Origin of the sequence: Streptococcus sp. Marseille-Q0941, assembly GCF_943736975.1 — a bacterium.
Lineage (GTDB): Bacteria > Bacillota > Bacilli > Lactobacillales > Streptococcaceae > Streptococcus.
On the sequence record NZ_CALSFO010000003.1, the window covers coordinates 324,745 to 347,851 of the forward strand.

A 23,107-nucleotide genomic window follows, 5' to 3' on the forward strand; every position below is an offset into this window, starting at 1 on the left:
CTAATATTATTTTATCATATTTTAAACATCTAATCAACATAAAGAACAAAAATAAACAAAAACAAAAACATCTGTGTTTGTTTTTAACTCAGATGTTTTTTCATTTATATTTAGTCTAATCCGTAGTTATAATCATCGTCCTGCATCGCTTCAACTTCACCAAGTAAATATCCATTACCAACTTGAGAGAAGAAGTCGTGGTTAGATGTTCCAGTTGAAATTCCATTCATAACAATTGGGTTTACATCGTCAGCTGAGTCAGGGAAGAGAGGATCTTGACCTAGATTCATAAGAGCTTTATTGGCATTGTAGCGAAGGAAAGTCTTGACTTCTTCAGTCCACCCAACACCGTCATAAAGGCTTTCTGTATAACCTTCTTCATTTTCATAAAGCGTGTAAAGAAGGTCGTACATCCATTCTTTTAATTTTTCTTGCTCTTCTTCAGGTAACTCATTGAATCCAAGTTGGAATTTATAACCAATGTAGGTTCCGTGAACTGACTCGTCACGAATGATGAGTTTGATGATTTCAGCAACGTTAGCCAACTTGTTATTTCCTAGATAGTAGAGTGGAGTAAAGAAACCAGAGTAGAAGAGGAAGGTTTCAAGGAATACACTAGCTACTTTCTTTTCAAGTGGAGTTCCATTAAGGTAAATTTCATTAATGATTTGTGCTTTTTTCTGAAGATATGGGTTTGTATTCGTCCATTCAAAGATTTCTTCAATCTCAGACTTGGTGTTCAAGGTTGAAAAAATAGAAGAATAAGATTTAGCATGGACAGATTCCATAAATTGAATATTGTTAAAAACAGCTTCTTCGTGAGGAGTACGAATATCGGCACGGAGAGCATTTACCCCAGTTTCAGACTGCATGGTATCCAAAAGTGTCAAACCACCAAAGACTTTTCCTACCAAGTCTTTTTCTTTGTTTGAAAGTTTTCTCCAGTCGTCTAGGTCATTTGACAAGGGGATACGAGTGTCGAGCCAGAATTGCTCCGTCAACTTTTCCCAAGTTGATTTGTCGATGACATCTTCGATGGCATTCCAGTTAATGGCTTTGTAGTAAGTTTGCATTTTGTAAAAATCCTTTTGAATTAATCATTCTTAGTGGCTATCTAAAAGTTCTTTCATAGAATTGTTATATTCTTCATCAATATCGTCTGTACTTTGATTGTTTTCTTTTCTAATTTGTACTTCGGTTAAGTACTCATCCGTTTTTTGTTGAATCATTTGTTTATTTTCGTCGTTTGGTGAGTTTATATTCTTGTTAGTTTGAAGTTTAGAAAGGAAATGTTTATATATTTTTTGAAAACTGACAGTTGCTATTGCACCTAGAGCAGTCCCCAAAGAAAGAAGTATGACTGTTAGAGAAGCAGCTGCTTTTTTAGGTCCACCCCATAATTTTGTAAGTTGAGCCATTCTAGCATAATCCCATTTAACATCTTTTATAATTTTAATAGACTCTAAAATTAAATTTTTCATGTTAGTTACCTCAGTGAGACTTCGTTAAATCACACAGCTTTCACATTGGTTAGCACCAACTTCACCGCCGTCATCAGTATAGGTACGGACGTAGTAGATAGACTTGATGCCCTTGTTAAAGGCATAGTTACGAAGGATAGACAAGTCACGTGTCGTTTGTTTGTTTTCTTTCTTCCATTCGTAAAGACCTGTTGGGATATCACTACGCATGAAGAGAGTCAGTGAAAGTCCTTGATCTACGTGCTCAGTTGCAGCAGCATAGACATCGATTACCTTACGCATATCCATGTCGTAGGCAGAAGTGTAGTATGGAATGGTTTCTGTTGACAAACCAGCAGCTGGGTAGTAGATTTTACCAATTTTCTTCTCTTGACGTTCTTCGATCCGTTGAGTAATTGGGTGGATAGAAGCAGATACGTCATTGATGTAGCTTATAGAACCATTTGGTGCCACAGCAAGACGGTTTTGGTGGTAAAGACCATCTGCTTGTACTTTATCACGAAGTTCAGCCCAATCTTCTGCACTAGGGATGAAGATGTCTTTAAAGAGTTCTTTGACACGCTCTGATGTTGGAACAAACTCTCCAGTCACATACTTATCAAAGTAAGTGCCGTTGGCATAGTCTGATTTTTCAAAGTTGTGGAAGGTAACGCCACGTTCACGCGCGATGTTGTTTGATTCTACGAGGGTCCAGTAGTTCATGAGCATGAAGTAGATGCTAGTGAACTCAACAGACTCAGGTGATCCGTATTCGATCAATTGTTGGGCAAGGTAGCTGTGAAGTCCCATAGCTCCAAGTCCGAATGTGTGGGCTTGACTGTTACCGTGGTCGATAGTAGGAACAGCTACGATATGAGAACTATCAGTAACGAAGGTCAAAGCACGTACCATAGCACGGATTGAGCGACCAAAGTCAGGTGAAGTCATCATGTTGACCACGTTGGTTGAACCAAGGTTACATGAAACGTCAGTACCCATTTGAACAAATTCTTGCGCATCGTTGATAAGACTTGGTTCTTGGACTTGGAGAATCTCTGAACACAAGTTACTCATGATGATCTTTCCATCAACAGGATTTGCGCGGTTAGCAGTATCAATATTGACTACATACGGATAGCCAGATTCTTGTTGCAATTTAGAAATTTCAGTTTCCAAATCACGAGCCTTGATTTTTGTCTTACGGATGTTTGGATTTGCAACCAATTCATCGTATTTTTCAGTGATATCAATATAGTTGAAAGGTACGCCATACTCTTTTTCAACAGAATAAGGACTGAAGAGATACATTTCTTCATTTTTACGTGCCAATTCGTAGAATTTATCTGGTACCACAACACCAAGTGATAGAGTCTTCACACGAACTTTTTCATCCGCATTTTCTTTCTTAGTTGAAAGGAAGGCGATAATGTCTGGGTGGAAGACGTTGAGGTAAACAACCCCAGCACCTTGACGTTGACCCAATTGGTTAGAGTAAGAGAAGCTATCTTCGAAAAGCTTCATAACTGGAACGACACCAGAAGCAGCACCTTCATATCCTTTGATAGGAGCTCCAGCTTCACGAAGGTTGCTGAGGGAAATTCCCACACCACCACCGATACGTGAAAGTTGAAGAGCTGAGTTGATAGAACGTCCGATAGAGTTCATATCATCTGTTACCTGAATCAAGAAACAGGATACCAATTCACCACGACGTGCACGTCCTGCGTTTAGGAAAGATGGTGTAGCAGGTTGGTAGCGTTGGTGGATGATTTCATTTGCGATATCAGTTGCGATAGCTTCATCGCCACCAGCAAAGTAAAGAGCGTTAAAGAAGACACGGTCTTCCATGTTTTCAAGATAGTATTCCCCATCATTCGTTTTCAAGGCATATTGATTGTAAAACTTGTATGCAGCCATGAAAGACTTGAATTGGAAGTTTTGATCTTTAATAAATTGATAAAGCTCTTCTAAGAATTCTGGACGATATTTCTTGATAAATGCTGTTTCGATATAGTCTTGTTTGATGAGGTAATCTATTTTATCTGTGATAGAATCAAATACCATTGAGTTAGGCACAACGTTTTCTTTAAAGAAAGCATCCAAGGCTTCTTTATCTTTATGAAGCATAATTTGACCATTAACTGGACGGTTAATTTCATTGTTTAGACGGAAGTAAGTTACATCCTCAAGTTGTTTTAATCCCATAAAATTTCCTTTAATTCATTACAAAAGAAAGGCTTCTAAGATTGACATAGAAGCTTTGAGTCCTGATTGTTAAGCAAGTTTTTTGAGTTTTGCTGGTTGGAAGCCAGAGAAAACTTCAGTTGGTGTTTGAATGATAGGAGCAGCACTAAAGCCGAGCTCTTTAACTTGTTCAATAAATTCAGGTTGTTCGTCAAGATTGATTTCGCGATACGCGATGTTGTTACTGTCTAAGAATCGTTTGGTCATTTTACATTGAACACAATTATTTTTAGAATAAACGGTTACCATTCTGTAACTCCTCTTTCAAAATTTAATTACTTCTTAAGTATATCAGAAAAAAAATCTTTGTCAACGAAGAAAAACTAAATATTGTAGATTTTTTTTAGATGAGAGTCAACCAGACACAATATATAGTGATTATAAAAAACAAAACCCATAAATAACAGCGTTTTCTAAATGTTAAAAATATAAAAAACTACATGATGTATTTTGATACATAAAATAGAAGATTTTCAGCAAGTTATCTGAAAGGAAAAAGAAGAAATCCCATAAAATACTTGAAAAAAATCCCAGAAGGTGATATAATACCAAATTGTAAGGGTTATCAGATATAACTCAAAAAGAAAACAATTAAAGGAGAGTCAAATTATGGCTTCTAAAGATTTCCACGTAGTGGCAGAAACAGGTATTCACGCACGTCCAGCAACATTGTTGGTACAAACTGCTAGCAAATTTGCTTCAGATGTTACTCTTGAGTACAAAGGTAAATCAGTTAACCTTAAATCTATCATGGGTGTTATGAGTCTTGGTGTTGGTCAAGGTGCTGACGTTACAATCACTGCTGAAGGTGCAGACGCTGACGACGCTATCGCTGCTATCTCAGAAACAATGGAAAAAGAAGGATTGGCATAAGAATATGACAGAAATGCTTAAAGGAATCGCAGCGTCTGATGGTGTTGCAGTTGCTAAAGCATATCTACTCGTTCAACCGGATTTATCATTCGAGACTATTACAGTCGAAGATACAAATGCAGAAGAGGCTCGTTTGGATGTTGCTCTTGAAGCTTCTCAAAACGAGCTTTCTCTTATCCGCGAGAAGGCTGTAGGTACGCTTGGTGAAGAAGCGGCACAAGTATTTGATGCTCACTTGATGGTTCTTGCTGACCCTGAATTGATCGGTCAAATCAAAGAAACTATTCGTGCTAAAAAAGTAAATGCAGAAGCAGGCCTTAAAGAAGTAACAGACATGTTTATTACGATCTTTGAGGGAATGGAAGATAATCCATACATGCAAGAACGTGCTGCGGATATCCGCGACGTAACCAAACGTGTGTTGGCAAATCTTCTTGGTAAGAAATTACCAAACCCAGCTTCTATTAATGAAGAAGTAATCGTCATTGCACACGACTTGACTCCATCTGATACTGCTCAATTGGACAAAAACTTTGTAAAAGCTTTTGTAACGAACATTGGTGGACGTACTAGTCACTCTGCAATCATGGCGCGTACACTTGAAATCGCAGCTGTTCTTGGTACAAACAACATTACAGAGCTTGTAAAAGATGGTGATGTTTTGGCTGTATCTGGAATCACTGGTGAAGTAATCATCAATCCAAATGAAGAACAAATTGCAGAATTCAAAGCAGCTGGTGAAGCTTATGCGAAACAAAAAGCTGAATGGGCACTTTTGAAAGATGCTAAAACTGTTACTGCAGATGGTAAACACTTTGAGTTGGCAGCTAATATCGGTACACCTAAAGACGTTGAAGGTGTGAACGAAAATGGTGCTGAAGCTGTTGGTCTCTACCGTACTGAATTCTTGTACATGGATTCTCAAGACTTCCCAACTGAAGACGACCAATATGAAGCTTACAAAGCGGTTCTTGAAGGTATGAACGGTAAACCTGTTGTCGTTCGTACAATGGATATCGGTGGGGATAAAGAACTTCCTTACTTTGATCTTCCTAAAGAAATGAACCCATTCTTGGGTTACCGTGCTTTGCGTATCTCAATCTCTGAAACTGGTAACCAAATGTTCCGTACACAATTGCGTGCCTTGCTTCGTGCATCTGTTCACGGTAAATTGCGTATCATGTTCCCAATGGTTGCTTTGTTGAAAGAGTTCCGTACTGCTAAAGCTATTCTTGAAGAAGAAAAAGCAAAATTGGTTGCTGAAGGTGTCGCAGTTGCAGATGATATCCAAGTTGGTATCATGATTGAAATTCCTGCTGCAGCGATGCTTGCTGACCAATTTGCTAAAGAAGTTGACTTCTTCTCAATCGGTACAAACGACTTGATCCAATACACAATGGCTGCTGACCGTATGAACGAACAAGTATCATATCTTTACCAACCATATAACCCATCAATCCTTCGCTTGATCAACAATGTTATCAAAGCAGCTCACGCTGAAGGTAAATGGGCTGGTATGTGTGGTGAAATGGCCGGTGACCAAACAGCTGTTCCACTCCTTGTCGGAATGGGATTGGATGAGTTCTCAATGTCAGCGACATCTGTACTTCGTACACGTAGCTTGATGAAGAAGCTTGACACAGCTAAGATGCAAGAATACGCTAACCGTGCTCTTACTGAATGTTCAACAATGGAAGAAGTTCTCGAACTTTCTAAAGAATACGTTAACTTTGACTAAAATCATTAAAACCTTGTAGAACAAAACTACAAGGTTTTTTGTACTCTAATTTAAAAAGTCCATCTGTAAAATTTTCTAAAAATATGGTAAAATAGACAAAGGAAAAATACGGAGGCAACTATGCAAAACAGACCAATCATTATCGGAGTAACAGGGGGATCTGGAGGAGGGAAAACCAGCGTTTCTAAAGCAATCTTATCGCATTTTCCCAATGAAAAAATTGCTATGATTGAGCATGATTCCTACTATAAAGATCAATCTCATTTAACCTTTGAGGAACGCATCAAAACCAACTATGACCATCCTTTTGCTTTTGATACTGATTTAATGATTGAGCAAATCAAAGAATTGTTGGCAGGACGACCTGTTGATATTCCTACCTATGATTATGCTGCGCATACTAGAAGTTCCAAGACCTATCGCCAAGAACCTCAAGATGTTTTTATCGTTGAAGGAATCTTGGTTCTGGAAGATAAACGTCTACGTGATTTAATGGATATTAAGATTTTTGTGGACACTGATGATGATGTTCGTATCATCCGTCGCATTAAACGTGATATGGAAGAACGTGGTCGTAGTTTGGATAGTGTTATTGATCAGTACCTTGGGGTTGTAAAACCTATGTATCACCAGTTTATCGAGCCTACTAAACGCTACGCTGACATCGTGATACCTGAAGGTGTGAGCAATACTGTAGCAATCGATTTATTGGCAACAAAAATTGAGAAGATTTTAGAAGAAGCGCGTGTATCTCACTAAGAACAATTAAAAACCTGTATCGATTGGATACAGGTTTTCTTTTATTGTTTAATTTTTTCAAGTCTCGGAACAATGACGAGAGTTAAAACGGCCGAGATGATTAATTCTGCAATGGAGTTTGTTGAGATAACAGTCGCTAATAGTTTTTGAATATTGCCATCAAAAACATTTCCGAAAAGGAAGAATATTCCACCTAAGACAAATACAGTATTTGTTAGAGAACCAAGTGCACCTGCAAAGATGAGTCCAGCTTTTCCCTTTAGTAGTTTATAGACGAAATAGGGTGTCAAACCAATTAAGACACGAGGAACAATTGCGATAACAACTGAATAAATATTACCGTTAGGCACAAATGGTGAGAAGAGATAGCTTGTTGGTAGGATTGTAAGTGTATTAACTGTTAAGCTAAGCACTCCCATCAAGAAACCTAAGGTTGCGCCAATTCTTGGTCCATAGATAATACTTGCAATAATTACTGGAATGTGAACAATGGTTGGTTTGATTGGAAAAGGAAGCACATTAAATAAAATTGAGCTCAGTAAATGAATAACAATCATAATGGCAAAAAAGATAGCGATTGGAGCAATATTAGAGCGTTTGTTCATGAAGTTTATCCTTTATTTCTTTTAAAATAGTTTCAAGATCAGCAAGAGCACCAGGACCTGTATCCCCACAAGCGAGTAGAGAATCTTTGGGAGAAATAATCATATAGCCGTAATTTTCTAAGGTTTTTAGATTAGCTTGGGTAGCAGGATGCTCATACATCTTTGTGTTCATAGCTGGTGCTATTAATTTTGGTACAAAATGTGGCAATGCAAGAGCAGTAGTAGTCACCATGTTGTCAGCTAGGCCATGAGCTAGTTTAGCGATTGTATTAGCCGTTGCAGGAACTACGATAAATAAATCTGTTTCTTTGCCAAGTTCAATATGATTGACTTTGTCAGGATAGGGTTCCTGCATAACATCCAGATGCACGATATTTTGAGATAAGACTTGAAGGGTTAAAGGCTGAATAAATGCTGTCGCAGCTTGAGTCATGAGAACAGTCACAGAATGTCCCTGTTTTTTCAAAGAACTAACTAAATCAGCAGTCTTATATGCGGCAATGGAACCAGTAATAGCGATAGTGATATTAGCCATATTATTCCTTTCTAAGCATTCAATTTCAGGATTCTATCAAGGAGTAAATCAGCAATTTCCTGTTTACTAGTAGCAGTTTGAAAACTAGTTTTCTCAACCAAGTAAGCCTTATGTTGCTCACCGTTAATCTGATTGAGGTCGTTTGCTACAATCAAATCGGCTTGGTTCTTTTCAAGACTTTCGCGAGCAATTTGTATCAGATATTCTCGACTGACATCTACCAATAATTTAAAGCCAATTAGATGAATCTTGGGATTCCATTCTTTCACAAGAGATATAATCTTAGGATTTTTCTTGAGAAAAAGAACCTGTACGTCATCTTTAGATGAGATTTTTGTTTCCTGATTCTTCCTATCTAAAAACTTTGTTAGATCTTGACTAGCTTGAACCTCGTCAAACCCAGCCATATATACAGGAGTGTAGTCGGATACAGCCATGGAATGGATTAAAACCTGGTAGTCCATGATAGTGTCTTTCATAGTTTGTAGTAAACCAGCTGTATTTTTAATTTCAATAATGGTTAAGCCTTGATGAGCGCTAGGTTTTACCGCCTGGGATGTTGTAATTAAACAAACCTGGTGTCCAGCCTCTAGCAAGGTTTCAGTGATAACTTTTCCTAGTCGACCAGAAGAGTGATTGGTAATAGAACGAACGCTATCAATTGCTTCACTAGTACCACCAGAAGTAACTAAAATTTTCATAGAACTATTGTACAAAAAAATGAGCGGTAAGTAAAATGAAAGCGATATAATATAGGCCAAAAAAGCACATTAATCCATAGTTAAAACCTATAAAGGCATATAAAAATTTAAATAGAGACCAAGAAAGTCTGTTATTTAGCGATATTCACGAACGTTAGCAATCATAATATCTGTTAAAAATCTTATTTTATGATATAATGAATTAACACATTTGAGGTAGAGGAGTTTGTTATGAAAACAGATATTGAAATTGCACAAAGTATCGAATTGAAACCAATCGTTGATGTCGTAGAAAAACTAGGTATTTCTTACGATGATTTGGAATTATTCGGAAAATACAAGGCTAAACTCAGCTTTGATAAGATTCGTGAAGTTGAGAGTAATCCAGTTGGTAAGTTGATTTTGGTGACAGCCATCAACCCAACGCCAGCAGGTGAAGGGAAGTCAACTATTACAATTGGTCTTGCCGATGCTTTGAATAAGATTGGTAAGAAAACAATGATTGCTATTCGCGAGCCTTCTCTTGGTCCTGTAATGGGGATCAAAGGAGGTGCAGCTGGTGGTGGTTATGCTCAAGTCTTACCAATGGAAGATATCAACCTTCACTTTACTGGAGATATGCATGCTATCACAACTGCCAACAATGCTCTCTCTGCCTTGATTGATAATCACTTGCACCAAGGAAATGAACTAGGAATCGACCAACGTCGTATTCTTTGGAAACGTGTTGTTGACTTAAACGACCGTGCTCTTCGTCATGTAACAGTTGGTCTTGGTGGCCCGCTTAATGGTATTCCACGTGAAGATGGATTTGACATCACTGTTGCTTCTGAAATTATGGCCATCCTTTGCTTGGCAACAGATATTGAAGATTTGAAACGTCGTTTGGCCAATATCGTCATCGGCTACCGTTATGACCGTACCCCTGTTTCTGTACGTGATTTACAGGTTGAGGGTGCCTTGGCATTGATTTTGAAAGATGCTATCAAACCAAACTTGGTGCAAACAATCTATGGTACACCTGCCTTTGTACATGGTGGTCCATTTGCCAATATTGCTCACGGATGTAACTCAGTTCTAGCAACTAAAACTGCTCTACGTCTAGCTGATTACACAGTGACTGAAGCTGGTTTTGGTGCCGATCTTGGAGCAGAGAAATTCCTTGATATTAAAACTCCAAACTTGCCAACGTCACCAGATGCAGTAGTTATTGTTGCAACCCTGCGTGCTCTTAAGATGAATGGTGGAGTTGCTAAGGATGCTCTGACAGAAGAAAATGTAGAGGCAGTACGCAAAGGTTTTGCAAACTTGAAACGCCACGTAGAAAATATCCGTAAGTTCGGTATTCCAGCAGTAGTTGCTATCAACGAATTTGTATCTGATACAGAAGCTGAAATTGCAGCCTTGAAAGAACTCTGTGCTTCAATCGATGTTCCAGTTGAATTGGCTAGCGTATGGGCTGATGGTGCAGATGGTGGAGTAGCACTTGCTGAAACTGTGGTCAAAACGATTGCTGAAAATCCAGCTAACTATACTCGTCTTTACGATAACAATCTTTCTGTTCAGGAAAAAATTGAAAAAATTGTTACTGAAATCTACCGTGGTAGCAAAGTAAACTTCGAGAAGAAAGCTCAAACTCAAATCGCTCAAATCGTTCAAAATGGTTGGGATAAACTGCCAATCTGTATGGCTAAGACTCAGTACAGCTTCTCAGATAATCCAAATGCTCTTGGAGCACCTGAAAACTTTGAAATTACCATTCGTGAATTGGTACCAAAACTTGGTGCAGGCTTTATCGTTGCCCTTACTGGTGACGTTATGACCATGCCTGGACTTCCAAAACGACCAGCTGCTCTTAACATGGATGTTGAAAGCAATGGAACAGTTCTTGGATTATTCTAATTGAACAACAAAAGAGAGTGGGACAGAAATCGGTAATTCGTTAGAATTCGATTTGGTCGTCCCACCTCCGCACAGTTGAGTAGGGCTGTAAAAGCTGATGAAATCAGCATAGTAGAGTCCACTCAACCACTGCGTCTTGATCGACAATCCAAAGACAATTGAGAGGCTAGGACTTTTGTTGAACTGCACCCCAAAAGTTAGACAGAAAAAATCGGATCTTTGTCAACTGTAGTGGGTTGAAGAAAAGCTAAGATCTGGAGAGGATGATTGATGTCCTCTCCATTTTTATATTCAGAGCGATAAAAATCCGTTTTTTGAAGTTTTCAAAGTTCCGAAAACCAAAGGCATTTCGTTTGATAAGTTTGATGAGATTATTGGTCGCTTCCAATTTGGCGTTAGAATAGGGTAATTGAAGAGCGTTGACAATCTTGTCTTTATCCTTTAGAAAGGTTTTAAAGACAGTCTCAAAAAGAGGATGAACCTGCTTGAGATTGTCCTCAATGAGTCCGAAAAATTTCTTCGACTCCTTATTCTGGAAGTGAAATAGTAAGAGTTGATAAAGATTATAGTGGAGTTTCAAGTCTTCTGAGTAGCTCAAAAGCTTGTCTAGAATCTCTTTATTGGTTAGGTGCATACGAAAAGTAGGGCGATAAAAACGTTTATCGCTGTGTTTACGACTATTCTGTTGTATGAGCTTCCAGTAACATTTAATAGCCTTGTATTCATGAGATTTTCGATCAAACTGATTCATGATTTGAACACGCATACGACTCATAGCTCGGCTTAAGTGTTGGACAATATGGAAACGATCTTAGCATTCGGGAGTGAAACAGTCTGGGAGACTGTTTCAGCCTGAGCCTAGAAATCCGAAAGCGAAGCTGTTTAGCTAAGTCATAGTAAGGGCTAAACATATCCATAGTAATGATTTTCAGGTGAGGAAGTTTAAGTATTTTAAAGAGTTTGACAATAAATATGGTAAAATAAAGGTATAAATTTTTAATAAGAAGCGAGGCTAGCCTCCATTGTTATATTCATAACAATGGAGGCTAGCCTCCATTGTTATATTCATAACAATGGAATCCTAAAAGCCTCTCTTTATGAGGATAAATATGGATAATAACAGACAAAAAGAACTTCTCGAACTATTAGCTCAGGCACAGGAAGAAGTCATGAACGGCAATGAGGTCTCTACGGAGTTTGCACGTATACTCTTTCCCCCCGCACGAAAAGAATATGAATTAACCTACTACGGCAAAGAAGGTGAACAATCTATTATCAGTCAAACTTTTGCCGTGCCTTTGCAAGAAAATCGAAGATTTGGTGAATCTACTGAAAGTGATTGGTTAAATAAAATTATTTTCGGCGATAATTTACAAGTCTTAAAAACTCTTGTAGAGATGAGGCATAGAGGTGAACTGAAAAATGCGGATGGTACTGACGGCGTGCGCTTGGTTTATATTGATCCACCGTTTGCGACAAAACAAGATTTTTCGAATAAAGATTCTAAAGCTTATTCTGATAAATTAGCTGGTGCAGAATTTTTAGAATGGCTTAGAAAACGTCTTATCCTGCTACGAGAAGTGTTAGCTGATGACGGATCTATTTACGTACACTTGGATTGGCACAAGGCACATTACGTTAAAGTCTTGATGGATGAGATTTTTGGAGAGGGAAATTTTTGTAATGAGATAGTTTGGTATTATAGACGATGGAATATTGCAGGAAAATATTTTGCTCGAAATCATGATACTATATTTTGGTATACAAAAAATAAAGGAAATCATGTTTTTAACCAGATGTATATTCCTAAATCAGAAAAATCTTCTGCTCAGGGGAAGGCTTGGAAAAGCGTTATTGGAGAAGACGGCAAACGACGGTCAATTCAAACAGATGAAAAGACCAAGGGTGTTCCTATGCCTGATACTTGGGAAATTTCAATGATTAACCCAGTTGCCAAAGAGAGAATTGGATACCCTACTCAAAAACCAGAGAAATTGCTTGAACGAATTATTAAATCATCATCAAATAATGGAGATTTAATTCTCGATTGTTTTGGAGGTTCGGGAACGACTGCGGCAGTGGCAGAGAAGTTGGGTAGACGATGGATTACTGTAGATGCAGGGAAGTTATCTATTTATACTATTCAAAAAAGAATATTAGGAAATGAATCACATAAACCTTTTGCAGTTTATGATGCAGGTCTGTATGATAATGAAAAACTAAATGATTTTGATAGTACACAGTGGAAACAGTTTGCCATGGCTTTATACAATGTTCAACCTACTTATCAGTCAATCAAAGGACTTTCTTTTGATGGGATGAAAGATGGTTCTCTAGTTAAAGTTTATTCCCTTAATGAATTAAATGGAATGGGAGCAAAAATATCAGAAGATACTTTGGAACAGATTTATTCTCGCTTAGGTTCAGCTGCCCCTAATGAGATATTCATTATTGCTCCGCAAGGGAAATTTACTTTTGCAGTAGATGAGTATGATAATGACGGTGAGTGGAATACAATATTTAATATTCTTCGTGTTCCATATTCAATGTACCAAAAATTTACTGAGAATTTCAAAGGTACTTTACAGGCAGACGATACTGACTCGGTAAATGCGGTTGTTGATGCTTACGGATTTGATTTTATGCGAAAACCCAAAGTTGATTTTGAAATTATTGGAGAAATACTAAGGGTTAATTCTTTTGAATCATTTTCTAGATTGAAAGGCAAAGAAAATATAAGTGGTTTTGAGGCGTTCTCAATGCTTTTAGTTGATTTAACGTATGATAATAAAGCCTTCAATGTGGATAAAGTATATTACCATAAAGATTTCGATGAAAATCAATCTATAATATTTGATGAAAGTCAAATTGATGGTCAAGCGATGTTTATATTTGTAGATAAATTTGGAAATGAGTTTGTAACAACGAGGGGAGAAATGGCATAATGGAATATAAAGATAGTGATTTAGTCTTAGAAGTTAGTAAAAACGTAAACCCTGTAGTTTGGGACGAAGGATTTTTTCAAAATTTCTTTGATATGCTATTTGGAAAAAGAAACTATCAGAAAGAAGCAGCTGAAACTGCTTTACGTTTTCTCAACTCTGGTGAATATAAAGATATAACAGCATTAGCAAAAGAAAATTTTGAAAAGAATCAAGTCATAAGAGCAAGATGGAACAATGATTTTAATTTGATGCAAGATGATTTAGATTTATCTGACAAGCTGTCAGCAACCTTAGATTTAGCTACAGGAACAGGGAAGTCATATGTTATGTTTGCGATAGCGCTTGTTATGCTTGCCACAAAAAAAGTTTCTCGAGTTCTGGTATTAGTTCCTAGCGTAACCATTGAAAATGAGCTGACTCAAAAATTTAAAAACCTTCTAGGAAATTTACAACTTCTTAAAACTCTAGGAGATAATTTTGTACCACCTCAAATTTTAAATGGCGATAGTACACTTGTGGAAAATTCCATTGCTGTTGAAAATCGAAATGCTATTTATAAAGCTCAAGCAACTAGAAATTCTATAGTTGATAGTTTAAAGGGAAATGGCGAAAATACACTTATATTGAATGATGAAGTTCACCATGTTTATTATTCTGAATCGAATGAGTGGAGAAGCTTTATTGAAGATGAAAGTAGTAATAATATCAATTTCAAATATGTTATTGGCGTAACAGGAACAGCCTATAAAGGAAAGAATAAAAGTGGGAATGACTACTTTTCAAATGTTATCTATCGTTTCTCTCTTCGTGATGCAATAGAACAGGGGTTTGTTAAGGATATAGAATACATTTCAAAAGAAGATATTCCAAAAGATAAGGACGAGAGATGGCAAGTAATTTTGAATTCTCATAACCAAATTGCATCGCAAGTTCCTAAAGAACTTGGTATTAAGCCCATTACAATTATTGTGACGTCCAAACAGAATCTTGCTGATAGTAAAGCGAAAGCTTTTAAAAAATTTTTACAAACACAAAGAAAGCTGACTGATGCAGAAGTTAATGACATAGTTCTTTCAGTTCATAGTGGACAGAAAGCAGCTATTGATAGAATGAAACTGTCTAAAGTTAATGAAAAAGGTAATCCAGTGGAATTTATCTTTAGTGTTTCAATGCTTACTGAAGGTTGGGATGTTAAGCGTGTATTTCAGATTGTTCCAGATGACGAAAGAGCATTTAACTCAAAACTTTTGATTGCTCAAGTTCTTGGAAGAGGTTTGCGTATTCCAGAGGGGTGGAATACTAGCAAGTGGGGTGCCCCGACAGTGACAGTTTTTAACCATGAAAAATGGTCTGCCAATGTAGAGGCACTTGTAAATGAGGTTCTGGAGATTAGACAGCGAATCACTTTGTCTGTTAATAAAGAATCAAATTATAATTTCAGTTTGACGAATGTAAAATATTCTTCAAAAACTGACACTAAAGATTATCCTAAAATGGGTACATATAATTTATGGGAAAATGGTGTTAATTTACCAACAGATGATAAATTTGGGAAGAGTACTATTACCCTAACAGATATTAAGACAAAATCAGATAGAAACTTCCAAACAACTTACGAGCATGAGCAGATTACAGTAAAAGAAATGGCGAATATTTTGTATAGCCGATTCGAGGATTTGGAAGACAGTGAGTATGCACAAGAATATCAGAACTTATGGTCAGTTCCAAAAATAAAAGCCATGATTGAAGAATCGTTGAAAAAAAGTGGAAATACTCATATTACAAAAAGTCTTAAGAATAAATTTTTGTCGTCTATGAATGTTATTTTTAGGGATGGTTCAAAAGTAGTTAGTTACGACATTGAGCCGCAAGAATATTTTATCGTTTTAACTGTTAACTTACCTAAAAATACTTCTGAAATAAGTGGATTTAGAATGAATAAAGTTCTTTTTTACGGCTCAGATTTGGAATCTAGTCTTTCATCTGATAAAGCTAGTTTAGATACTTTCCGAGAACTAACAGACACATCAAATGGATATAAAGCGAAGAAAATTGAGAATAAATACAATTTTAAAACTCCTCAATTTGGGATTGTAACAACAGGCAATCCTGAGAAAGAATTTTTAACTAAGCTCACTACTGATGAAGAAGTTATCAAAAGTATTGATTCGTTCATAAAATCCGATGACATGAGTTTTTACAGTATTGACTATTCTTGGCAAAAAGGTACCCACCATAAGAATGGACAATTTAATCCAGACTGGTTTATTAAACAAGGTGATAATATTATTGCTGTAGAAATTAAAGATAATTCACAAATTTCTGAACCAGATTCAGAGAATATTGGGAAAAACAAAGCAGCGATTAAACATTTTAATTTTATAAATGAAAAGCATGAATCAGAAGGTAATTTGACTAGATATAAATTTACATTTTTGACACCTAAAGATTTTGATATATTCTTTAAGAAACTCTCTGAGAAAGATATAATGAATTTCAAGAGTCAATTAGATGTTAAATTAGCTGATTCTAAATAATTTTTTACTAAAAATCTATCTTTTTCGGAAACACATAAATGACAGTAGAAAATCTGCTGTCATTTTTTGCTGTTCAGAAACTAAAAAACTTCCCTTAGAATAGTCCAAGAGAAGCTGTAAGTCATTACAATTTTTTACAACTATTTGTATAAGATATGGTAAATTTTTGGTAAGTTTTGCCATTCACACTCATAAAATCTTGATATAACAACGTTTTTGAGCTGTCTTACTTCATAGTTGGGAAAAGAAGTACATCACGGATAGTAGTGGTATCAGTGAGGAGCATGCAGAGACGGTCGATACCGATTCCCAAACCACCTGTTGGTGGCATACCGTATTCGAGTGCTTCGATGTAGTCGTAGTCAATGCCTGTCGCTTCGTCATCACCAAGTTCTTTGGCTTTAGCTTGAGCTTCAAAACGGCTAAGCTGATCGATTGGATCATTAAGCTCAGTAAAGGCGTTCCCGTATTCTTTAGTCATGATAAAGAGCTCGAAACGGTCAGTAAAACGTTCGTCCTCAGGGTTCTTCTTAGCAAGTGGTGAAACAGCTACTGGATGACCGTATACAAAAGTAGGTTGAATTAAGGTTTCTTCTACAAATTCTTCAAAGAATGCATTGATAATGTGACCAACTTCAGTATAGTGTTTCTCAACTGGGACTTTCTTTTCAGCAGCGATAGCTTTTGCTTCTTCGAAAGTCATATCTTGCCAGAAATCGACACCTGTAATTTCTTTGATAGCATCAACCATGTGAACACGTTTGAATGGTTCGTTGATCTTGATTTCAGTATCTTGATAAATAACTGGGCCATCGCCTTTGACAGCTTTAGCAACGTGTTGGATAATGCCTTCAGTCAAGTCCATGATGTCTTGGTAGTCTGCATAAGCCTGGTAAACTTCGATAGAAGTGAACTCAGGGTTGTGTGTAGCATCCATTCCTTCGTTACGGAAGATACGACCAATTTCATAAACACGTTCCATACCACCGACGATCAGACGTTTCAAGTGAAGTTCTGTTGCGATACGAAGTACCATGTCAATGTTTTGAGCATTGTGGTGAGTGATAAATGGACGAGCAGCAGCACCTCCAGCTTCATTGTGAAGAACAGGTGTTTCAACTTCTAGGAAACCTTTTTGGTCAAGGTAACGACGGATTTCAGAGATGATTTTTGAACGAGTAACAAAGCGTTCAAAACTTTCACGGTTTGAAATCAAATCAAGGTAACGTTTACGATAGATAGTTTCAACGTCAGTTAGTCCGTGGAATTTTTCAGGAAGTGGACGAAGAGCTTTAGACAAGTGAGTGATATGAGTAGCCTTGATAGAGAGTTCACCCATATCGGTACGCATGACTTCACCTTCAACACCGAGGAAGTCTCCTAAGTCAGCTTTTTTAAAGATTTCGTAGTTTTCTTCACCGACAGCATCTTTACGAACGTAGATTTGGATTTGACCTTCACGGTCTTGAAGGTGGGCAAAACCAACCTTACCTTTACCACGTTTTGTGACTAAGCGTCCAGCGATAGTAGCTGTTTCGTTTAGTTCGTGTAGCTGTTCTTTATCAAGGTCAGCAAATTTATCTTTTAGTTCCTGAGAGTTAGCAGTACGTTCAAAACGTTTACCGAAAGGATCAATTCCTTGTTCACGAAGAGCTGCCATTTTCTCGCGGCGAACGATCTGCTGGTCATTCAATTCTTCCATATGTTCTGTTGACATGAGTTCCTCCTAATTTTAATCAATTCTGAAATAATAAATCAATTTTTCACGATACTCCATTTTATCATAAATAGTCAAGAAATTCACGGATATTCTATAAAAACTAAAAAGAACTTGACCATTTATATCAAGTTCAATTATTTTTCTGATAAGAAGTATCGTTCCAAGTCTTTAGAGTAAATGTTTCAAAGTCATCAGTTTCTATAATCGTCAGACTAGCATTAGATAAACCTCCATCTTTACGAAGCAGAGCTTCCTGATAGCCTATCAATGTACGAAGACTAGCAGTAAGGTTGGCTCCGTGACCGACAAGTAAAATTTGTTCAGCCTTAGAATTTTTTAAAGATTTGATAAACTGAATGGTCCGCTTCGTAGTACTGTAAAGGGATTCCGCTTCAAACATCCTCGTATCAAACTTGGCTAAGTTAGTTTTGAAAGCCTGAATTTGTTGGGGATAGATAGCATTTAAAGTAGCAATTTTTAAGCCTTCTAACTTGCCTAGATGCCATTCTCTAAGTTCAGGAACACTTTCTAATGGACAAGGATGTATCAGTTGACTTTGGATGATTTCAGCTGATTTTACGGCTCTTGGTAAATCACTCGAATAGATCTTGTCAAAAGGGATATCTTTCAGATATTGGCCGAGTTTCTTTAAGGTATCAATGGACTCCGGAAGAAGTGGAGAATCACCGCCAGCGCCTTGAAAACGACCTTCTAGATTCCAGACTGTTCGACCATGGCGGACAAAGTATAGTTTCATGAGTTATTTTCCTCCAAGATATCTACAAAGCTCGCTTTTACAAAGTGTGCCAAATCTTTTGGAGAGATGATAATACTGTGTCCGACTTCACCAGCTGAGACAATCATTTTTTCTAATTCTAAAGCAGTTTCATCAATATAGATAGGATAGTTATGTTTTTGACGAATGCCAACAGGATTATTAGCACCGTGGATATATCCAGTTGTTTTTTCCAAATCCTTTTGCGGAATCATGGAAACTTTTTTATTCCCAGAAATTTTTGCTAATTTCTTTTCAGAAAGATGTTCTGTTATGGGTACAATTCCTATAACTGGACCAGTTTTATCTCCTAATAGAGCTAAGGTTTTAAAGATATGATTTCTCTCGTAATCAGAAGGAAGTTCTCCCTCTAAAGCATTGATTTGAATGCATTGGTGTTCAATACCTGACTTAGTCAAAATTTGTTCAACTAAGGTTTTTTTTACTTTAACTTTCTTAGCCATTATTTGTATTTATCCTCCAATTGGCTCATCCAAATACCTAACCAGATACCAAGTGCAAAGAAGAAGGCAATGATGACATAAGACACAAGAGATAAACCACTGTAGTTGATACTTTCAGCGCTACCTGCATTAGGAATCAATATCAAGAGAGTACTTGAAAGAACGATTGCAATGATGAAGTGATAAACTCGAGAGTGGTAAACTCTAAGAGCGTAATCCATAAATTTTGAAAAAATGACAAGAGTAGCAAGAGCTCCTATTCCTATAGGAAGGAAGGTTCCAAATAAATCAAAAGTCTTAAATCCAGTTAACATAGGAGTATAAAGACCCAAAATCAAAAGTAGATTTGAGGGACTTAAACCTGGAACTAAGACGCCTAGAGCCAGTAAAGCACCAGCCAAGATGAAGCTAGTAAAGTTTGCGCTGAGTGTACCCACAACAAAGTTTAAAGCGTAAAGCCCAAATCCAGAAACAATAAAGGTCACCCAAAACCAGATGAGATCGATTTTGTCTCTTTCCGAATCTTGAGTTGCTTCCTTTACAAGACTAGGAACTGTTCCAATAATGGCACCAGCGAAACTCCATAAAACATAAACCTGATAATGCTCAAGGAGGTACTCAATTGGATAAGAAAAAAGTCCAATTCCGAGCAACATACCAATAGCAACAGGTAAGAAATAAAGGATATCTTCTTTTAGGTTTTTAAATGGGTGGGCAAGGAAACGAATCATTCTTTCGTAGATCCCTAAAATAGCTGCTAGAACACCACCAGAAATACCTGGTAAAATAAAACCAAGCGCGATAACAATCCCTTTAATGATTTTTGAAATCCATGATAACATAAACTCTCTCCGTATTTATTCTCTAAAATTCTCTTCTAGTATTATATCACAAAGTAAGAGAAATAAAAAAGCAAGCAGAAGGAATATCTTGCTTGCTGAATGAAATTAAGGTTTTAAGAATAGTTTTCTAAAGGTTTCTTCCTTATCTTTTGATAAAGATATAAGATTTAGGTCTAGATGATGTTCAAATCCTACCAGTTTCCCTTTTGATGTGTATTGATGAAGATCATAGTCAAGGTCTGTATTTGGTGAACTTTCAAAGTAACCTGAGTCAAGTCCATAGGATGGAATCCAAATGGCTGAAAACTTATCTGTACTGATGCTATGTTCTTCCATGAAGTAAACACCAATGTAGATACCAATATTTTTTGCACCAAGTGATTCTAATTTAGCACGGAATGCCTCAACTCCTTGGTTCATATCTGACATTGTTTTTTCCTCAACGTCTAACCAATAGTAACTTGGGTTGTACGGCGAAGCTGAATTATAAAATGATTCAGCTGCTTTTTCCATATCCTCTACACTTTTACCAGATATATAGGCATAGACAGCAACTGGAACATTTCTTTTTTGAAATTCGGCAATATGACTTTTATAAGCTTTATCAATACCGTTTGTATAAGATGCATCGTTCTCAGTAGTAATCTGACTTCCTCCATGGACTCGAACAATAACACCAGATATATTTTGAGATAAAATATCATAATTGATTTCTGATGGCCTCTGCCAACCAGAGATATCGATGATGGGCTTATCCAAGTTATGTAGAGCTTGTGTTTCTATTTGAACTAGATTTTGTTTGGTTTTTACAGGATGTTCTTCGAATTGTGGACGATTGAGAATCAAGAGTCCTATAAAAGCAGCAAATATAATAACTATAAAAGCTGGACGAATTTTTTTTCTCATACTCCTATAGTTTATCGTAATTTGCGAAAAAAATCAAAAAATTTACTCAAAATAGGGCAGTGACAGTCATTAGAGTGGTCTTGAGTTCAACAAATTTGTGTAAGGTGAACTAAAATATGGTATAATAATAAAGAATTTCTATAGAAAAGAGAAAATTATGGCAAATTACGCAATTATTTTAGCAGCGGGTAAGGGTACTCGTATGAAATCAGATCTACCAAAAGTCATGCACAAGGTTGCAGGAATTTCTATGCTGGAGCATGTTTTTCGTAGCGTTGGCGCAATTAACCCTGAAAAAACAGTTACGGTAGTTGGACATAAGGCAGAGCTAGTTGAACAAGTTTTAGCTGGACAAACTGACTTTGTGAGACAGTCTGAACAATTAGGGACGGGTCATGCAGTTATGATGGCAGAGCCGATTCTTGAAGGACTTTCTGGACAAACATTGGTGATTGCTGGTGATACACCACTAATCACTGGAGAAAGTCTTAAAAATTTGATTGATTTTCACGTAAATCATAAGAACGTAGCTACCATTCTTACTGCAGAAGCTGAAGATCCATTTGGTTATGGTCGTATCGTTCGTAATGAAAACGCTGAAGTGTTACGCATCGTAGAACAAAAGGATGCAACTGATTTCGAGAAACAAATCAAAGAAATCAATACAGGAACTTATGTGTTTGATAATGCTCGTCTCTTTGAAGCTCTTAAAAACATCAATACCAACAACGCTCAAGGTGAATACTATATTACGGATGTGATTGGGATTTTCCGTGAAGCTGGTGAAAAAGTAGGAGCCTATACTCTAAAAGATTTTGATGAAAGTCTTGGAGTCAATGACCGTGTAGCGCTCGCTACAGCAGAAGCTGTAATGCGTCGACGTATTAACCAATCTCACATGGTCAATGGTGTTAGTTTTGTAAATCCAGAAGCGACTTATATTGATATTGATGTTGAGATTGCTCCAGATGTTCAAATTGAAGCTAATGTAACCCTCAAAGGTTCTAGCAAGATTGGTTCAGAAACTGTTTTGACGAATGGAACTTATATCGTTGATAGTACTATCGGTTCAGGCGCAGTCATTACAAACTCTATGATTGAGGAAAGCACTGTTGCTGATGGTGTGACAGTTGGACCTTATGCTCATATTCGTCCTGATTCAAGTCTTGCAGCAAATGTCCATATCGGAAACTTTGTTGAAGTGAAAGGTTCTAGCATTGGAGAAAATACTAAAGCTGGACATTTGGCTTATATTGGAAACTGTGAAGTTGGTAGTGACGTCAACTTTGGGGCTGGTACTATTACAGTAAACTATGATGGGAAAAATAAATACAAGACAGTAATTGGGAACAATGTTTTTGTTGGTTCGAATTCAACCATCATAGCGCCAATTGAGCTAGGAGATAATTCTCTTGTAGGTGCTGGCTCAACCATTACAAAAGACGTACCAGCGGATGCCATTGCTATTGGTCGTGGCCGTCAGGTGAACAAGGACGAATATGCAACGCGTCTCCCTCATCATCCTAAAAACCAATAGGAGCTTACGATGGAATTTGAAGAGAAAACACTTAGCCGTAAAGAAATCTATAAGGGCCCTATTTTCCAACTCGTTCAAGATCAGGTTGAATTACCTGCTGGAAAGGGAACTGCTCAGCGTGATTTGATTTTCCATAATGGTGCAGTATGTGTTCTTGCAGTTACTCCAGAAAATAAGATTGTTCTAGTCAAGCAATATCGCAAGGCGATTGAAAAAGTTTCCTACGAAATTCCAGCAGGAAAGCTTGAAGTGGGTGAAAATGCAGATCCAGAAGCTGCAGCCCTTCGTGAATTAGAAGAAGAAGCAGCTTACACTGGTAAATTAAGTCTTTTGTATGACTTTTATTCGGCAATTGGCTTTTGTAACGAAAGACTAAGATTATATCTAGCCAGTGACTTAGCCAAGGTTGAAAACCCACGTCCTCAAGACGAAGATGAGACCATAGAGCTAATAGAAGTTAGTTTAGAAGAAGCAAAAGCACTTATCCAGTCTGGTCATATCTGTGATGCTAAGACTATCATGGCAATCCAGTACTGGGAATTACAAGAAAAATAGAGGAGGAAC

The 23,107-nt window shown here is 37.1% G+C and carries 20 protein-coding genes and 1 pseudogene; 8 read left to right on the forward strand and 13 right to left on the reverse strand.

What is annotated here, in order from left to right:
- Positions 1–110: 110 nt before the first annotated feature.
- The 4 genes from nrdF to nrdH all read right to left on the reverse strand — a co-directional run bounded on the left by nrdF (position 111) and on the right by nrdH (position 3,953).
- Complete coding sequence (gene nrdF / locus NGI26_RS03495; RefSeq protein ID WP_251936016.1) at positions 111–1,073, reverse strand: class 1b ribonucleoside-diphosphate reductase subunit beta; 963 nt, start codon at positions 1,071–1,073, stop codon at positions 111–113.
- A 30-nt stretch (positions 1,074–1,103) separates the two neighbouring features.
- A complete protein-coding gene (locus NGI26_RS03500; protein ID WP_096407327.1) occupies positions 1,104–1,481 on the reverse strand; it encodes a hypothetical protein in 378 nt (125 codons plus the stop codon).
- A 24-nt stretch (positions 1,482–1,505) separates the two neighbouring features.
- The gene (gene nrdE, locus NGI26_RS03505; protein ID WP_251936019.1) at positions 1,506–3,665 is read right to left on the reverse strand and encodes a class 1b ribonucleoside-diphosphate reductase subunit alpha; all 2,160 of its coding nucleotides are present in this window, start codon (positions 3,663–3,665) and stop codon (positions 1,506–1,508) included.
- A gap of 69 nt (positions 3,666–3,734) precedes the next feature.
- Positions 3,735–3,953, reverse strand: a complete 219-nt coding sequence (gene nrdH / locus NGI26_RS03510) for a glutaredoxin-like protein NrdH (protein ID WP_006145603.1) — start codon at positions 3,951–3,953, stop codon at positions 3,735–3,737.
- Positions 3,954–4,313: 360 nt separating this feature from the next.
- On the opposite strand from nrdH, the gene NGI26_RS03515 reads away from it, so the two are divergent.
- The 3 genes from NGI26_RS03515 to udk all read left to right on the forward strand — a co-directional run bounded on the left by NGI26_RS03515 (position 4,314) and on the right by udk (position 7,074).
- A complete protein-coding gene (locus NGI26_RS03515) occupies positions 4,314–4,577 on the forward strand; it encodes a phosphocarrier protein HPr (RefSeq protein ID WP_214261872.1) in 264 nt (87 codons plus the stop codon).
- A 4-nt stretch (positions 4,578–4,581) separates the two neighbouring features.
- Complete coding sequence (gene ptsP, locus NGI26_RS03520) at positions 4,582–6,315, forward strand: phosphoenolpyruvate--protein phosphotransferase (protein WP_251936021.1); 1,734 nt, start codon at positions 4,582–4,584, stop codon at positions 6,313–6,315.
- 120 nt (positions 6,316–6,435) lie between these two features.
- Positions 6,436–7,074 (forward strand): uridine kinase, encoded by a 639-nt coding sequence (gene udk, locus NGI26_RS03525; protein ID WP_251936023.1) that lies wholly within the window; start codon positions 6,436–6,438, stop codon positions 7,072–7,074.
- Positions 7,075–7,115: 41 nt separating this feature from the next.
- Here the strand turns inward: udk and NGI26_RS03530 are convergent, their stop codons facing one another.
- From NGI26_RS03530 to NGI26_RS03540, 3 genes are read right to left on the reverse strand one after another with little or no spacing between them, the layout of a single operon-like run.
- The gene (locus NGI26_RS03530; protein WP_251936025.1) at positions 7,116–7,679 is read right to left on the reverse strand and encodes an ECF transporter S component; all 564 of its coding nucleotides are present in this window, start codon (positions 7,677–7,679) and stop codon (positions 7,116–7,118) included.
- Complete coding sequence (coaC, locus tag NGI26_RS03535; RefSeq protein ID WP_251936027.1) at positions 7,663–8,214, reverse strand: phosphopantothenoylcysteine decarboxylase; 552 nt, start codon at positions 8,212–8,214, stop codon at positions 7,663–7,665. The genes NGI26_RS03530 and coaC overlap by 17 nt, the downstream gene beginning before the upstream one ends.
- A gap of 11 nt (positions 8,215–8,225) precedes the next feature.
- Positions 8,226–8,915, reverse strand: coding sequence for a phosphopantothenate--cysteine ligase (locus NGI26_RS03540; protein ID WP_251936030.1), 690 nt, complete (start codon positions 8,913–8,915; stop codon positions 8,226–8,228).
- 231 nt (positions 8,916–9,146) lie between these two features.
- Here NGI26_RS03540 and NGI26_RS03545 point away from each other — a divergent pair, with 231 nt between their 5' ends.
- Positions 9,147–10,817 carry a formate--tetrahydrofolate ligase gene (locus NGI26_RS03545; protein ID WP_251936032.1) on the forward strand — a complete coding sequence of 557 codons (1,671 nt, stop codon included), beginning with the start codon at positions 9,147–9,149 and terminating at the stop codon, positions 10,815–10,817.
- Between the two features lie 247 nt (positions 10,818–11,064).
- Here NGI26_RS03545 and NGI26_RS03550 read toward each other — a convergent pair.
- Positions 11,065–11,749, reverse strand: a pseudogene (locus NGI26_RS03550) (transposase); the annotation flags it as partial.
- Between the two features lie 177 nt (positions 11,750–11,926).
- Between NGI26_RS03550 and NGI26_RS03555 the strand changes: the two are divergent.
- Both NGI26_RS03555 and NGI26_RS03560 read left to right on the forward strand, forming a co-directional pair.
- Complete coding sequence (locus NGI26_RS03555; protein WP_251936034.1) at positions 11,927–13,762, forward strand: site-specific DNA-methyltransferase; 1,836 nt, start codon at positions 11,927–11,929, stop codon at positions 13,760–13,762.
- Entirely contained in the window at positions 13,762–16,299 is a 2,538-nt protein-coding gene (locus NGI26_RS03560) for a DEAD/DEAH box helicase (protein ID WP_251936036.1), read from the forward strand. Before NGI26_RS03555 ends, NGI26_RS03560 begins: the two co-directional genes overlap by 1 nt.
- Positions 16,300–16,525: 226 nt before the next feature.
- Here NGI26_RS03560 and lysS read toward each other — a convergent pair whose 3' ends face one another.
- From lysS to NGI26_RS03585, 5 genes are all read right to left on the reverse strand, one after another.
- Positions 16,526–18,016: a lysine--tRNA ligase gene (gene lysS, locus NGI26_RS03565; RefSeq protein ID WP_251936038.1), complete on the reverse strand. Its 1,491-nt coding sequence runs from the start codon at positions 18,014–18,016 to the stop codon at positions 16,526–16,528.
- Between the two features lie 133 nt (positions 18,017–18,149).
- Positions 18,150–18,776, reverse strand: a complete 627-nt coding sequence (locus NGI26_RS03570; protein ID WP_251936041.1) for a histidine phosphatase family protein — start codon at positions 18,774–18,776, stop codon at positions 18,150–18,152.
- Positions 18,773–19,258 carry an aminoacyl-tRNA deacylase gene (locus NGI26_RS03575; protein ID WP_251936043.1) on the reverse strand — a complete coding sequence of 162 codons (486 nt, stop codon included), beginning with the start codon at positions 19,256–19,258 and terminating at the stop codon, positions 18,773–18,775. Before NGI26_RS03575 ends, NGI26_RS03570 begins: the two co-directional genes overlap by 4 nt.
- Positions 19,258–20,100, reverse strand: coding sequence for a DUF368 domain-containing protein (locus NGI26_RS03580; RefSeq protein WP_251936045.1), 843 nt, complete (start codon positions 20,098–20,100; stop codon positions 19,258–19,260). Before NGI26_RS03580 ends, NGI26_RS03575 begins: the two co-directional genes overlap by 1 nt.
- A 105-nt stretch (positions 20,101–20,205) precedes the next feature.
- A complete protein-coding gene (locus tag NGI26_RS03585) occupies positions 20,206–21,006 on the reverse strand; it encodes a glycoside hydrolase family 25 protein (RefSeq protein WP_251936048.1) in 801 nt (266 codons plus the stop codon).
- A 157-nt stretch (positions 21,007–21,163) separates the two neighbouring features.
- On the opposite strand from NGI26_RS03585, the gene glmU reads away from it, so the two are divergent.
- Positions 21,164–22,543 carry a bifunctional UDP-N-acetylglucosamine diphosphorylase/glucosamine-1-phosphate N-acetyltransferase GlmU gene (gene glmU / locus NGI26_RS03590; RefSeq protein ID WP_251936050.1) on the forward strand — a complete coding sequence of 460 codons (1,380 nt, stop codon included), beginning with the start codon at positions 21,164–21,166 and terminating at the stop codon, positions 22,541–22,543.
- Positions 22,544–22,552: 9 nt separating this feature from the next.
- On the forward strand, positions 22,553–23,098 hold the full coding sequence (locus tag NGI26_RS03595; RefSeq protein ID WP_251936052.1) for an NUDIX hydrolase: 546 nt from the start codon (positions 22,553–22,555) through the stop codon (positions 23,096–23,098).
- Positions 23,099–23,107: the final 9 nt, after the last annotated feature.